Source organism: Streptomyces araujoniae (genome assembly GCF_050871195.1).
GTDB classification, from domain to species: Bacteria; Actinomycetota; Actinomycetes; order Streptomycetales; family Streptomycetaceae; genus Streptomyces; species Streptomyces bacillaris.
This window is the reverse complement of sequence record NZ_CP194070.1, coordinates 4,316,957-4,329,943: the sequence shown is the minus strand read 5'-3', so window position 1 is coordinate 4,329,943 and position 12,987 is coordinate 4,316,957. Positions and strand designations below refer to the sequence as shown.

Below are 12,987 nucleotides of genomic sequence, written 5' to 3'. Positions count from 1 at the left end.
AGTCGCACATGTGTTCCTGCACGTGTGCGCCGTTGATGCGCCGGGCGGGATGGGCATGCAATGGGGCGGGGACGGCACGCGCCTGGGCCGTACGCGGTGTGCGCCGGGCGGCGACGTCCCCGGCGGCGGCGCAGCGGCGCCGGCCGCCCAGCCGTACGCCCTGAGGAGGGACCATGGCCGATTCCCCCATGACCGAACCCCAGCTGGAGACCCCGACCGAAGTGGTGCACCTGACCGTGCTCGGCGCCTGCGGCTGCGGCTCGGGCTGCGGGTGCGGCTGCCAGTCCGGTGCTCCGTGCCAGTGCGGCGGCTGCTGCGGCTGACGCCGTAGCCGGTATTCCGCCCGGGGAGCGGTCCCCGTACAGCGCGATCCCCGTACGGACGGTTCGGTCGGTACGGGGATCGCGCTGTACGGGGAGGTCATGCGGGGCGGGACCTGTACGGAACTCCTGATACGGAACGGGTCAGCCCGCGCGTTCCACGGCCGTGGCGGGGTCCGGCTCGGCCTGGTCCGGCCGGGCCTGGACGGGCACGGGGGCGGGCTCGATGACGGGCTCCTCGCTACCGGGCACCTCCTCGCGGGGCAGGTTGCGCATCAGCAGCCAGTAGCCGAAGCCCGCGACCGTACCGATCACCGCGCACGCGCCCCAGAGCCAGACGGCGCCGTAGTGGTCGATCACGAACCCGGACATCAGGGGCGCGACGAGGGCCGCCACCGACCAGGACATCGTGTACATGCCCTGATACCGGCCCCGGCCCCGGGCCGGGGAGAGCTGGACGACGAGCCCGGTCTGGGTGGGCGCGTTGACGATCTCGGCGAGGGTCCAGACGCACACCGTCAGGGCGTAGACGGCGACGGACCCGGCGAAGGCGGTCAGCCCGAAGCCGTACCCGGCGAGCAGCGAGGAGATGATCAGCAGCCGGCGCGGGTCGCGGTGCTGGATGAAGCGGGTGACCGGGATCTGGAGGGCCACGATCAGCACGCCGTTGACGGCGATCGCGGTCCCGAAGTCGGAGCTGGAGAGCCCGTCGGCCCCCATCGCCACCGGCAGCCCCACGTACCCCTGCTGGAAGATCAGCGCCACCAGGAACGACAGCCCCACGACCCCCATGAAGCGCCCGTCGCGCAGCACGGTGGTGATCCGTACGTCGTCCTTGGCCCGCCTGCCGTCGGCGGTCTTCACCGGGGCGGCCTGCGCGGGCCGCGACTCCGGCACCTTCAGGAAGACGACGACGGCGCACGCCAGCACCATCAGGGCCTCGCCGAGGAAGCCGGCGAGATAGCTGTACTCGGCGATGAACCCGGCCGCGGCGGAGGAGACGGCGAACCCGAGGTTGATGGCCCAGTAGTTCAAGGAAAAGGCCCGCACGCGGTCCTTGGGGGGCACGATGTCGGCCATCATCGCCTGGACGGCCGGGCGCGAGGCGTTGCTCGCCATCCCGACGAGGAACGCGACGGCGGCGATGGCGACGGGGTGCTCCATGAACCCGAGCACCGCCACGGAGACGGCCATCGACAGCTGCGCGATCAGCATCGTGGGCCGCCGCCCGAGCCGGTCGGTCATCACCCCGGCGCCGAGCGAGGAGATGACCCCGCCGAGCCCGTGGAGGGCGGCGACGAGACCCGCGTACGACGCCGAGTAGCCCCGGTCCAGGGTCAGATACAGGGCCATGAAGGTGGCGACGAAGCCGCCGAGCCGGTTGACGAGCGTGCTCAGCCAGAGCCACCAGAACGCGCGGGGCAGCCCGGAGACGGTCTCCCGGGCTGCTGTTCTGAGACCGGCGACGGACATGTGCTTCCCCCCACGGGACGTACGAGAAGATCGCCGCCGGTAAGAGCCCCGACGACCGTCCGAACATTACGAACCCCGACGGCTCACCCGCCACCGGATTGACGCCCGCCGTCAATCGTCAGCGCGCCGGGCACCGCCCCGGGCTCTCCCCGAAGACCTCCGTCCGCCCCGCTCATCCGCCCCCTGTCCGCCACGCGGGCGGGCGCGCGGCGGGCGCACGGGTTCGATTACGCTCGGGCTCATGGCCGACGCACCGTACAAGCTGATCCTCCTCCGCCACGGCGAGAGCGAATGGAACGCGAAGAACCTGTTCACCGGTTGGGTGGACGTCAACCTCACCGAGAAGGGTGAGAAGGAAGCAGTCCGCGGCGGTGAGCTGCTGAAGGACGCCGGTCTGCTCCCCGACGTCCTGCACACCTCCCTCCAGCGCCGCGCGATCCGCACCGCGCAGCTGGCCCTGGAGTCCGCCGACCGCCTCTGGATCCCGGTCCGCCGTTCCTGGCGCCTGAACGAGCGCCACTACGGCGCCCTCCAGGGCAAGGACAAGGCCCAGACGCTGGCCGAGTTCGGCGAGGAGCAGTTCATGCTCTGGCGCCGCTCGTACGACACCCCGCCGCCGCCGCTGGCCCGCGACGACGAGTACTCCCAGTTCGACGACCCGCGCTACGCGGCCCTCCCGCCGGAGGTGCGCCCGGACACGGAGTGCCTGAAGGACGTCGTCGTCCGGATGCTCCCGTACTGGTTCGACAGCATCGTCCCCGACCTCCTCACCGGCCGCACGGTCCTGGTCGCCGCCCACGGCAACAGCCTCCGCGCCCTGGTGAAGCACCTGGACGGCATCTCGGACGCGGACATCGCGGGCCTCAACATCCCGACCGGCATCCCGCTCTCCTACGAGCTGGACGCCGACTTCAAGCCGCTGAAGCCGGGCGGCACGTACCTCGACCCGGAGGCGGCGAAGGCGGCCATCGAGGCCGTGAAGAACCAGGGCAAGAAGAAGTAGCCCATCGCGACCGTGCCCCCGTCCCGCGCCCACCGCGCGGGGCGGGGGCTTGTCCGTGCGCGGGGGCGCGGGGGGCTGTCCGTAGGGGTGCGGGAGGGCCGTTCGTGCCCGGTGGGCGGGGTCCCGGGCGCAGGGCCCAGGGGCGCAGGTTCCCGGGGCGGTGGACCGGGGCGGTGGACCGGAGGGGGTGCCGGGTCAGTAGATGATGACCCTCCAGCGTTCGACCCACCGCAGTGCCCCGCCCGGGCCGCGGACCTCGACGCGGTCCTCCTCCACCTGCCAGGCCTCCCCGTAGAGCGTGCCCTCGGGGAGGTCGACCCGGACGGTGTCGTGGACCACCAGGTCGTCCTCGACCGGCCGGGTCCAGGTGTGCGTGCACCGGTCGCAGGCGTAGGCGACGGCGGTGACCGCGCCGACAGTTGACGGTCCTGCCGCGGGCAGCGGCGTACCGGGGCGTACGGCCTCGGTGAAGCAGCGGGGGCACGGGTCGGCCGTGTGCGGGCCTGCTGTTCGGGACATTCTCCGGTCCTCTCCCGACTCGGTCTTCTCCTGAAAGGGCTGTGGGGTCCCGGCGCGGTGAGGGCTCCCGTTCCTCCGGTTCTCCGTGCAACGATGGGCGCGGATCAGAGGACTTGGGGGATGAGCTGTGGCCAGGTGGCGAGTTTTCGACGAGAAGCCCCGCCGCTACGACGTGCTCCTCATCGCCGCCGGCTTCTGGTCGGCCGCCAGTTCCGCGTCTCCGCTCTGGGTCCGGGTCCCGATGGGGCTGATCGCCGCCTACTTCACGGTGAACAGGATCGTCCACTGCTTCCGGCAGCGGCGTGCGCGTGCCGGCGCGGCCGTCGGGCACGGCGCCTGAACGCCCGTACCGCCGACGTCTCGTTCGTACATCGGTCGGCCTCCCCGATGCCGAACTCCCGCCCGTACGCACTACGGTGACCCCGAAGGGCAGCGGGCCGGGCACGGGCGAGGGGATCGGGGAGAGCGGTCATGGGCGAGTCTCTGAAGACCTTCGTCGGCGGCACCGAGGTCGAGGTGCCCAACAGCATCCCGGGCATCCGGGCCGCGCTGCCCGAGGAGAGACGCGAGGAGTTCGACCTCGCCATCAACGAGGCCGGGGTCCACGAGATCCAGGCGGTCATGCGGCACTGGATGCTGGAGGCCGTGCCCGACCCCGAGGCCGAGCGGATCCTGGACCGGCTGGCACGGGACGAGGCCGAGAGGCGGAGCGTCGCTTGAGCTTCCGCATCTCCTACGCACCGCCCGCCGACGACACCCTGGCCAAGATGCGCGACGGCCACTCCTTCCGCGACGAGATGGCCCGCACCCTGGGCAGGGAGCCGTACGGGCACGCCTCGTCCGCCGTCAAGAGCGAGCGGGACCGGCGTGAGGCCACCGTCTCCGGGGCGATCGTCCTCTACTACGTCTCGCGGTCCGTGCTGACCGTCACCGTCGTACGGCTCGTCCCCCTGCCCTGACACCGAAGTGCCGGGGCAGGGGGCCTGGGCAGGGGGCGTACGCCGGAGCGTCGGGCCGTCAGCCGAGCTTCTTCGCCTGCGCCGCCACGACCTCCGTCGGCAGGGTGAACTTCGCGCCGCCGTCCGCACCGGCCGCCAGGTTGAAGGAGAAGAAGGTCGCCACGGTGCCCGCCTTGCGGAGCGCCACGAGCTTGAACGCGGACTTCGCCCCGTCCTGCTCCTGGACGACCGTCCAGGCCGCCGCCTCGTCACCGCCGGTGATCTTCTCCTCGTCGATCGAGACGATCTTCTGCTGGTCGCCCGCGACCGTGACGGTGAAGCCGCCCGCGCACTCCGCGGCGGCCTTCTTCACGGCGGCGTACGCGTCCGGGCCCGCCGCCCCGTCGTACGTGTTCAGCGCCACGAAGGTGGACGTCAGGTCGAAGGCGGCCTTCATGGCGTCCTCGACCTCACCCTCGGACATGTCCTCGACCGACTTCTGGGCGCCCTTCGCCGGGTCGGTGACGACCTTGCGCTTGGCGGAGGCCTTCGAGCCGTCCGCCGCCACACCGAACATGGCGTGGACGACCGGCAGGCAGGCTTCCTTGTCGGTCTTCAGGCCGTCCGCCGGGACCTCGTCGTCCGGGCCCGCCTTGGTGATCTTGTGGCCCTCGACGTCACCCTGCGCGAGCGACGCGGTCTCCAGCTCGGCCGCGCTGAGGGCCTTGGCGTCGGCCTGGGCCTTCGGGGCCTGGCTGTTCGCGTCGGCCGCGCCGGCCTTGTCGCTCTTCCCGTTCCCCGCGTCGGCGTCGGACGAGCCGCCGCAGGCCGTGACGAGCAGGGTCAAGGACACCGCGCAGGCGGCGAGGGCGGTACGGCGTACGGCAGTGGCGCGCATGGATCTTCTCTCCGGGTTCGGGGAGCGACCGCCCCTCCCCCGTGCGGCACTTCGAGGCCGTCCGGACGGGCCGTCGCAGTGATCCACACCTTACGATCGAACCTCCGGGCGAGGATCTGCCGAGCGACCCCCGCCGCGGATCGTGATTCGGCTGTGATCATCCTGTGAACGCACTGTGCGGAGGCGCCGTACAACCCTCGCCGTCCGCGTCCCGGCTCAGCCGGACGAGCGCTCGATCAGGTGGCTGAACGCGTCGAGGTTCCGCGTCGACTCCCCGCGCGACACCCGCCAGGCGTACTCCTTGCGGATCGAACTCGCGAAGCCCAGCTCCAGAAGCGTGTTGAACGAGTCGTCGGCCGCCTCCAGCACCGTACCGAGCAGCCGGTCCAGCTCCTCGGGGGTGACCACGGAGAGCGGCAGCTTGCCCGCCAGATAGATGTCACCGAGGGAGTCGATCGCGTAACTCACGCCGAAGAGCCGGAGGTTGCGCTCCAGGAGCCAGCGGTGGACCTCGGCGTCGTTCTCGTCCGGGTGGCGGACCACGAAGGCGTTGAGGGAGAGGGAGTGCCTGCCGACGACGAGCGAGCAGGTCGTCGACAGCTTGCGGGTACCGGGCAGCGTCACCACGTAGGTGCCGGGGGAAGGGCTCTCCCAGGTGAGCCCGGCGTCGTTCAGGGTCGCCTCGATGACCTGGGCCGCTGCGGATTCCTCGGGTACGTCAGCCATGCGGCGAGCGTACGTCAGGGCCGGGGCCGGCGGGCGTACGGGAGGGCCGAGGGGGCGGGCGTACGGGGCACGGCGGAGCGGCCTGCGGGACAGGGCGCGGAGGCGTGCGGGGAGGCCTCAGCCGTGGTGGGTACGCGCCCGGCGGCGGTGGTCGGCCAGGGCCGCCGTGTAGACGTCCGCCGTCGCGGAGGCCGCCGTGTCCCAGCCGAAGGACTGCGCGTGCCGGGCGGCCGCCGCCCCCATCCGCTCGACCAGCTCCGGCGCGTCCGCGAACCGTTCCAGCGCGCGGGCGTACGCCTCCGGCTCGTGCCCGGGTATGAGGAAGCCGCTGACCCCGTCCCGTACCGCGACCGGCAGCCCGCCCACCGCGGCCGCGACCACCGGCGTACCGGCCGCCTGCGCCTCGATGGCCACCAGGCCGAAGGACTCGCTGTACGACGGCATGACCAGCACCGACGCGGCCCGGAACCAGTCCGCCAGCCGGTCCTGGCCCACCGGCGGGTGGAACCGTACGACATCCGCGACACCGAGCCGGGCCGCCAGCTTCTGGAGCCCCTCGGGCTTGGCCAGCCCGCTGCCGCTCGGGCCGCCGACCACCGGCACCACGATCCGGGAGCGCAGGGACGGGTCCCGGTCCAGCAGGACGGCGACCGCGCGCAGCAGCACGTCCGGGGCCTTCAGCGGCTGGATGCGGCCCGCGAAGAGCGGGATCAGCGCGTCCTGCGGCAGGCCCAGGCGGGCCCGCGCGGCGGCGCGGCCGTCGGCCGGGCGGAAGCGGTCCAGGTTGACGCCGGGGTGCACGACGGCGACGGACGAGGGGTCGGCGTCGTAGAAGCGGACCAGCTCGTCGGCCTCCTCGGCGGTGTTGGCGATCAGCCGGTCGGAGGCGTTCACGATCTGGGTCTCACCGATGACGCGGGCGGCGGGCTCGGGGGTGTCGCCCGCGGCGAGCGCGGCGTTCTTGACCTTGGCCATGGTGTGCATGGCGTGCACGAGCGGGACGCCCCAGCGCTGGGCGGCGAGCCAGCCGACCTGGCCGGAGAGCCAGTAGTGGGAGTGGACCAGGTCGTAGTAGCCGGGGCGCTGGCCGGCCCACGCCTGCATCACACCGTGCGTGAAGGCGCAGAGCTGGGCGGGCAGGTCCTCCTTGGCGAGCCCCTCGTACGGCCCGGCGTCGACGTGCCGGACCAGGACCCCGGGGGCCAGCTCGACGGCGGGGGGCAGTGAGCCGGTGGTGGCCCGGGTGAAGACCTCGACCTCGATGTTGATCGCGGCCAGGCGCTTGGCCAGCTCGACGATGTAGACGTTCATCCCGCCCGCGTCGCCCGTGCCGGGCTGGTGGAGCGGGGAGGTGTGGACGGAGAGCATGGCGATCCGGCGCGGCTTGCGGGAGGAGCCGGGGAAGGCACCGGGAAACCGCAGCCGGGGGCCGGTCCGGGTGGAACCGAGCCGGGAGACGTACTGGCTCACCTCGTCGGTCCTCCTCACTCAGGGCATGCCGCGAAGGGGCACGGGGCCCTTCCGAAGGGCGAGAACAGTGGAATCCGCCCTTTCATTTCCGCTTTGCCAAATCATTACGGAGGTGGGAGGCCGCGGCACCCCTGCCTGGACCCGGCCGGGCGCCACCCGGCCCGTCCCCGGTGTCGCCTCCCGGCCCACCCCGGTGTCACCGCCCGACCGTTGCGTGGTGCCACCCGGACCACGGCCGTCGGGGGCACGTCCCACAGCGTTCGGGGAGACGGCCCACGGCCTTCGGGGGGGCACGGCCCACGGCCTTCGAGGGGCACGGCCCGCGCCCGCCCCCTCAGCCGCCCGGGTACCCGCCCCTCCCCGTCGCATACGCTCACCGCATGCGCCAGCGCCCCATCGGCACCGCGACCCGCGGGACCACCAACCCGAACCGGCTGCGCCGCATGGACCGCTGGATCGCCGCCGCGCACGGCCCTGCCCTGCGCCGCGCCGACGCCCCCGTGGCCGTCGACCTCGGGTACGGGGCCGCGCCCTGGACCGCCGTCGAGCTGCTGGCCCGGCTCCGCACCGCCGAGCCCCGCACCTCCGTGGCGGGCATCGAGATCGACCCGGACCGGGTCGCCGCGGCGAAGCCGTACGAGCGCGAGGGGCTCACCTTCGTCCACGGCGGCTTCGAGATCCCGCTGCCGGTGCGGCCCACGCTCATCCGGGCGGCGAACGTGCTGCGCCAGTACGACGAGGACCAGGTGGCGGAGGTCTGGGCGCGGCTCCGCTCCCGGCTGGCCCCCGACGGGCTCCTGGTGGAGGGGACCTGCGACGAGATCGGGCGCAGGCACGTGTGGGTGGCGCTGGGGCCGGAGGGGCCGCGCACGGTCACGTTCGCGACCCGGCTCGGTTCGCTGGAGCGCCCCTCCGACCTCGCGGAGCGGCTGCCGAAGGCGCTGATCCACCGCAATGTGCCGGGCGAGCCGGTCCACGGGTTCCTGCGCGACTTCGACCGGGCCTGGGCGGCGGCCTCCCCGTACGCCTCGCTCGGCGCCCGGCAGCGCTGGATCGCGGCGGTGCGGGCGGTGGCGGCCGACTGGCCGGTGGTGGACGGCGTACGGCGGTGGCGCCAGGGAGAGGTGACCGTCGACTGGGAGGCGCTGCGGCCGGACGATCACCCGAGTGGGTGAAAGTATGCTCTTTCGGGGAACGGCGTCGGCGTGTCGTTCGTCCTGGGGGTGGAGGCAGGGGTGAGGAGGCGGACGTACTGCCTCTGTCGCTTTGCGGGACGGCATGGCACCATCGCGATGTCACCTGAACGTTACTGACGGTAAGTCAGATGCTCGCTATCCGACTTCTGTTGCTTTTGTCTGGTTTTGCCTTGCCTGAATCCACCGATCCGGACCAGCTCATGGATTCAGCACGGAGGGGGAGTTCGTGAATCGACGCCACTGTGCCGCCGCAGCCATCACGCTGGTCTGTGCGCTGGGTCTGCTGACCCTTCCGGCCCAGGCCGTGGCCGCGCCGACGCCGGACTCCTCGCCGTCCCCGGCCGCTTCGGCCCCCGCCGCCCCTTCCGGCCCTTCCTCCTCCGGCCCGTCCTCCGAAAGAGACCTGGAGAAGATCCGCCAGGAGATCGAGACGCTCTACCGGAAGGCCGGGGCGGCGACGGACGCGTACAACCTGGCGGAGGAGCAGGCGAAGAAGCAGTCCGGCGAGATCGTGAAGCTGGCCAAGGCGATCGTCGACGGGCAGGCGAAGATAGCCGAGCTGAAGGACCGCGCCGGCGCCCAGGCGCGCGAGCAGTACCGCAACGGCGGCCTGCCGCCCGGCGCCCAGTTGGTGCTCAGCGACGACCCGCAGCTCTTCCTGGACGGGATCAACAAGGTCCGCACCGGCCAGCAGGCGAACAAGACGGTCCTGGCCCAGCTGACCCGCACCCAGGAGGACCTGGAGACGTACACGCAGGACGCCAGCAGCAACTGGCAGAAGCTGGAGTCGAACCGGGTCAGGCAGGCCGAGGCCAAGAAGAAGATCAACGCCCGGATAGCCGAAGCCGAGAAGCTCGAATCGCAGCTGGAGAAGAAGGAGCTCGACCGGCTCCGCCAGCTGGAGCGGGACGCCGCGGACCGGGCCCAGTCCGCCTGGCTCGCCACCCGCCCCGCGCCCGGCGTCAGCGGCGAGGCGACCGCGGCCGGGCGGGCGGCGGTGGCCTTCGCGAGCGCCCAGATAGGCAAGCCGTACGTCTGGGGGGCCACGGGCCCTGGCTCGTACGACTGCTCGGGGCTGACCTCGCAGGCCTGGGCGGCGGCGGGCCGGCCGATCCCGCGCACCTCGCAGGAGCAGTGGCGGCTGCTCCCCCGCATCGACATCAGGGACATGCGCCCCGGCGACCTGATCATCTACCACGCCGACGCCAGCCACGTCGGGATGTACGTCGGCGACGGCGCGATCGTCCACTCCCCGCGCCCCGGCCGTCACGTCACGCTGGCGGGCGCGGGCTCGATGAAGATCCTCGGCGTGGTCCGGCCGGACAAGTAGGCCTACGGGGAGCGCCTCCGCCCCTCCCGGGCGTACGCGAGCGCCTCAGGCATCCGTGAACGTCCCGGGCGTACGCCAACACCTCAGGCATCCGTGAACGCCCCGGGCGTACGCAAGCGCCTCACATGCGTCCGTGAACGTCCCGGGCCTGTCCGAACGCCCCGGGTCCGGGATCAGGTGAGCGTCCCGGGCGTCCGGGGGTGTCCCGGCCCAGGCTTCCGCGAGCGCGCCGGGTGTGCGCAGACGCCCCGGCGCACACCTCGCGCTCCCGGCGCACGTGAGCGGCGCCACCCACCCCGGGCGCGCGCGGGTGATGTTTGTCATGGCCTCCACCCCGCCCCTGGCGCGCCCCATCCCTCCGGATCCGTGCCGGGAAGCGGCTTATGACGGCGCATATGACAGGGGCCGGTCCCGGTGCGCCATTCCGTTCCCCCGCCGGAGACCGCTATCGTCCCCGACTGGCGTTCGTCGATCGGCGGAGCGCCGTGCCCTCGGGGGGAGGGGAGGACCCGAACCGATGCCCGTGCCCGCGCCCATACCCGTACCGCCGCAACGTGACGTTCCCGCCGCGGAGACCAGCCCTGCCGCCGGGCACGCGGCCGACCTGACCGTGCTGGTGATCGAGGACGACCCGGCGAGCGGCATCACGGGCCCCGAACTCTCGGCGGCGGCCGGCACCCGGGTCCGTATCCGTACCGCCCGCAACCTCACCGAGGCCGGACGGCTGCTCACGGACGACGTCGACTGCATCCTGCTGGACCTCGCCCTCCCCGTACCGACCGCAGGCACGGGCACCGGCTCCCCCTTCGCGTCCGGCGGTGGCGGGGACCACCGCCCGGAGCCCGCCCCGCACCGGGCCGAGGAGCTGGCGGTGCTGACCCACGTACTGCGGATCGCCCCGCTCCACGCCGTCCTCGTACTGACCGCGCGGGACGACGCCGAGCTGGCGGCCGAAGCGGTACGGGTCGGGGCGCAGGACTACCTCTTCCGGGGGGAGCTGGACGCGCGCGTGCTGAGCCGGGCGATCCGGTACGCCGTCGAGCGCAAGCGCGCCGACATCGCCCAGCACCAGCTGACGGAGTCCGGGCTGCGCGCCCAGGAGAACGCCCGGCTGGAGCGCGGCCTCCTGCCGACCCCGCTCCTGGAGGGCTCCGACCTGAGCTTCGCCGCCCGCTACCGGCCCGGCCGCAGCCGCGCCCTGCTCGGCGGCGACTTCTACGACACCGTGCGCACCCCGGACGGCACGGTCCACGCGATGATCGGTGACGTCTGCGGGCACGGCCCGGACGAGGCGGCGCTCGGCGTCGAGCTGCGGATCGCCTGGCGGGCGCTGACGCTGGCCGGGCTCTGCGGGGACCGCCTGCTCTCCACGCTCCAGCAGGTCCTGGAGCACGAGCGGCAGAGCGAGGAGGTCTTCGCGACGCTCTGCACGGTCGACATCGCCCCCGACGGCCGCCGCGCCGGACTCTGCCTGGCCGGCCACCCGGCGCCCCTGCTGGCCCGCCACGGCCGCCCGGCGAGGCTGCTCCCGTACGAGGACGGCGGCCCGGCGCTCGGTCTGCTGCCGCACGCGCGGTGGCCGCGCCGCCAGGTGGAGCTGGGCGGGGAGTGGAGCCTGATGATGTACACGGACGGGCTGATCGAGGGGCGCGTCGGGGCGGGCAGCAGTCAGCGGCTCGGCCAGGACGGCATGGTCGCGATGGTCAACAGCCGGCTGGAGCAGGGGCTGGCGGGCGAGGAGTTGCTGGAGGCCGCGGTCACCGAGGTGCGGGAGCGGCACGGCGGCGAGCTGACGGACGACGTGGCGGTGCTGCTGCTGGGCCGCGACCCGGAGCGGATACGCCGACGGGGCCGGAGCGCCCCGCGCCCCGGCCCCGCCTCGACCGCTTCCGTCTCCGCGAGCGCTCAGCGACCGCCGTTGTAGGGGCCGTAGGGCCCGTCACTGCTGGAGCCGCCCCGCCGGCCGCCGCCGCCCGACACCTCCTTGAGCGCGGGCCGCACGTCGACCATGAACACGATCGACGCGACGACACCCGCGAGCTGGAGGAAGAGGAAGGGGACGAACAGGTTCACGGCGACGGCGACGCCGAGAATGATCAGCCAGAAGGACTTCTTCTTCTTGTCGGCGGCACGGTAGGCGTCCTCCCGGGCGGTCGCCGCGAAGACGAAGGCGACCACGGCCAGCACGAGCATCGCCAGATAGAGCAGCTGGAGGAGTGTGCCGAATCCTGAGAGCAACATGGTGTGTACCGCCTAGTGAGTGGATGAGCGCCCTGCGGCCGAGAGGGCCAAGGTACCGGGACAACGAACCGGCCACCGGTAAAGGTGCCCGTCCCGCACCCGGGTCACGCTTCGTGGGTGCGGGACATCGGTACGGGACATCACACTCCGTACGTACGGGGCCGGGCCGCCGGGGTCACTTCCCGGCGGGCGGGGTGGTCTTCCTGGCGGCGGGCTTGCGCGGGGCGGGAGCCTTCTTGGCGGCAGGCTTCGCGGCGGCGGGCTTGGCGGGCGCCGCCTTGGGCTCGCCCGTGACCGCCGGGGCCTTGGCCCCGGACTTCGGCGCGGCGGGCGCGGCCTTCGCCTCGGTCTTCGGCGCGGCCTTCGGCTCGCTCCTGGGAGCGGCCTTGGGCTCGGCCTCCACGACGGCGGCGATCTCGACGATCTCGTCGGCCGTCTCGCCGCGCCAGGTCCGTACGGCCTGCTCGCCGTGGACGGCGACCTTCTCGTACGTCTCCCGGGCCCGGACCGCGTACTCGGCGGCGATGCCCACACTGCGCAGCGCCAGGTCCTGAGCGTTCTCGCCCAGCTTCTTCAGGTCGGCGGCGTCCAGCGCCCCGAACACCTCGGAGACCTTCGCCTGCACGGTGGCCTGCGCCTCCTTGGCCTGCGAGGTCACCTTCTCCTGCACGGCCTTGGGGTCGGTGTTCCGCACGGCCTCGATCCGCCCGGGCGCCTCGGCCCGCAGCTGCTCGATCAGCGCGGGCACCTTGAGCGCCTGCTGCACGGCGAGATCGGCCGTACCGGCGGCGAAGTAGAGGGGCGTGCGGTCGGTGAGGGTCTTGCGCAGGTCATCGGTGATGGCCATGACTGTGGTCCTCCCGGATCATCAGA

At 72.9% G+C, this 12,987-nt stretch carries 15 protein-coding genes; 8 read left to right on the top strand and 7 right to left on the bottom strand.

Annotation, left to right across the window (positions count from 1 at the left end):
• The first annotated feature begins 173 nt into the window (after nt 1-173).
• A complete protein-coding gene (locus ACQ9ZG_RS18480; protein ID WP_168356857.1) occupies nt 174-323 on the top strand; it encodes a hypothetical protein in 150 nt (49 codons plus the stop codon).
• 141 nt (nt 324-464) lie between these two features.
• Here ACQ9ZG_RS18480 and ACQ9ZG_RS18475 read toward each other — a convergent pair whose 3' ends face one another.
• The gene (locus tag ACQ9ZG_RS18475) at nt 465-1,793 is read right to left on the bottom strand and encodes an MDR family MFS transporter (protein ID WP_109915646.1); all 1,329 of its coding nucleotides are present in this window, start codon (nt 1,791-1,793) and stop codon (nt 465-467) included.
• A 241-nt stretch (nt 1,794-2,034) separates the two neighbouring features.
• Here ACQ9ZG_RS18475 and ACQ9ZG_RS18470 point away from each other — a divergent pair, with 241 nt between their 5' ends.
• Nucleotides 2,035-2,796, top strand: a complete 762-nt coding sequence (locus ACQ9ZG_RS18470; protein WP_028419519.1) for a phosphoglyceromutase — start codon at nt 2,035-2,037, stop codon at nt 2,794-2,796.
• Nucleotides 2,797-2,991: 195 nt separating this feature from the next.
• On the opposite strand, the gene ACQ9ZG_RS18465 is transcribed toward ACQ9ZG_RS18470, so the two are convergent.
• A complete protein-coding gene (locus ACQ9ZG_RS18465; RefSeq protein WP_109915645.1) occupies nt 2,992-3,315 on the bottom strand; it encodes a hypothetical protein in 324 nt (107 codons plus the stop codon).
• Between the two features lie 127 nt (nt 3,316-3,442).
• Between ACQ9ZG_RS18465 and ACQ9ZG_RS18460 the strand changes: the two genes are divergently transcribed.
• From ACQ9ZG_RS18460 to ACQ9ZG_RS18450, 3 genes are all read left to right on the top strand, one after another.
• On the top strand, nt 3,443-3,655 hold the full coding sequence (locus tag ACQ9ZG_RS18460; protein WP_084993393.1) for a hypothetical protein: 213 nt from the start codon (nt 3,443-3,445) through the stop codon (nt 3,653-3,655).
• 131 nt (nt 3,656-3,786) lie between these two features.
• Nucleotides 3,787-4,035, top strand: coding sequence for a hypothetical protein (locus ACQ9ZG_RS18455; protein ID WP_018488965.1), 249 nt, complete (start codon nt 3,787-3,789; stop codon nt 4,033-4,035).
• On the top strand, nt 4,032-4,274 hold the full coding sequence (locus ACQ9ZG_RS18450; RefSeq protein ID WP_018488964.1) for a hypothetical protein: 243 nt from the start codon (nt 4,032-4,034) through the stop codon (nt 4,272-4,274). Before ACQ9ZG_RS18455 ends, ACQ9ZG_RS18450 begins: the two co-directional genes overlap by 4 nt.
• A gap of 58 nt (nt 4,275-4,332) precedes the next feature.
• On the opposite strand, the gene ACQ9ZG_RS18445 is transcribed toward ACQ9ZG_RS18450, so the two are convergent.
• The 3 genes from ACQ9ZG_RS18445 to mshA form a co-directional block, all read right to left on the bottom strand.
• The gene (locus ACQ9ZG_RS18445) at nt 4,333-5,151 is read right to left on the bottom strand and encodes a hypothetical protein (RefSeq protein ID WP_084993395.1); all 819 of its coding nucleotides are present in this window, start codon (nt 5,149-5,151) and stop codon (nt 4,333-4,335) included.
• Nucleotides 5,152-5,367: 216 nt separating this feature from the next.
• Complete coding sequence (locus ACQ9ZG_RS18440; RefSeq protein ID WP_109915644.1) at nt 5,368-5,877, bottom strand: type III secretion system chaperone family protein; 510 nt, start codon at nt 5,875-5,877, stop codon at nt 5,368-5,370.
• A gap of 117 nt (nt 5,878-5,994) precedes the next feature.
• Nucleotides 5,995-7,347 (bottom strand): D-inositol-3-phosphate glycosyltransferase, encoded by a 1,353-nt coding sequence (gene mshA / locus ACQ9ZG_RS18435; RefSeq protein ID WP_028419514.1) that lies wholly within the window; start codon nt 7,345-7,347, stop codon nt 5,995-5,997.
• A 380-nt stretch (nt 7,348-7,727) separates the two neighbouring features.
• Here mshA and ACQ9ZG_RS18430 point away from each other — a divergent pair, with 380 nt between their 5' ends.
• The 3 genes from ACQ9ZG_RS18430 to ACQ9ZG_RS18420 all read left to right on the top strand — a co-directional run bounded on the left by ACQ9ZG_RS18430 (nt 7,728) and on the right by ACQ9ZG_RS18420 (nt 11,797).
• Nucleotides 7,728-8,522 carry a class I SAM-dependent methyltransferase gene (locus ACQ9ZG_RS18430; protein WP_499280876.1) on the top strand — a complete coding sequence of 265 codons (795 nt, stop codon included), beginning with the start codon at nt 7,728-7,730 and terminating at the stop codon, nt 8,520-8,522.
• Nucleotides 8,523-8,769: 247 nt separating this feature from the next.
• Entirely contained in the window at nt 8,770-9,873 is a 1,104-nt protein-coding gene (locus ACQ9ZG_RS18425; RefSeq protein ID WP_499280874.1) for a C40 family peptidase, read from the top strand.
• Between the two features lie 517 nt (nt 9,874-10,390).
• Nucleotides 10,391-11,797 (top strand): PP2C family protein-serine/threonine phosphatase, encoded by a 1,407-nt coding sequence (locus ACQ9ZG_RS18420; RefSeq protein ID WP_028419510.1) that lies wholly within the window; start codon nt 10,391-10,393, stop codon nt 11,795-11,797.
• Here ACQ9ZG_RS18420 and ACQ9ZG_RS18415 read toward each other — a convergent pair.
• Nucleotides 11,779-12,114, bottom strand: a complete 336-nt coding sequence (locus tag ACQ9ZG_RS18415) for a DUF2516 family protein (RefSeq protein WP_018488957.1) — start codon at nt 12,112-12,114, stop codon at nt 11,779-11,781. The genes ACQ9ZG_RS18420 and ACQ9ZG_RS18415 overlap by 19 nt on opposite strands.
• A gap of 175 nt (nt 12,115-12,289) precedes the next feature.
• A complete protein-coding gene (locus ACQ9ZG_RS18410; protein WP_499280872.1) occupies nt 12,290-12,961 on the bottom strand; it encodes a hypothetical protein in 672 nt (223 codons plus the stop codon).
• Between the last annotated feature and the right edge of the window lie 26 nt (nt 12,962-12,987).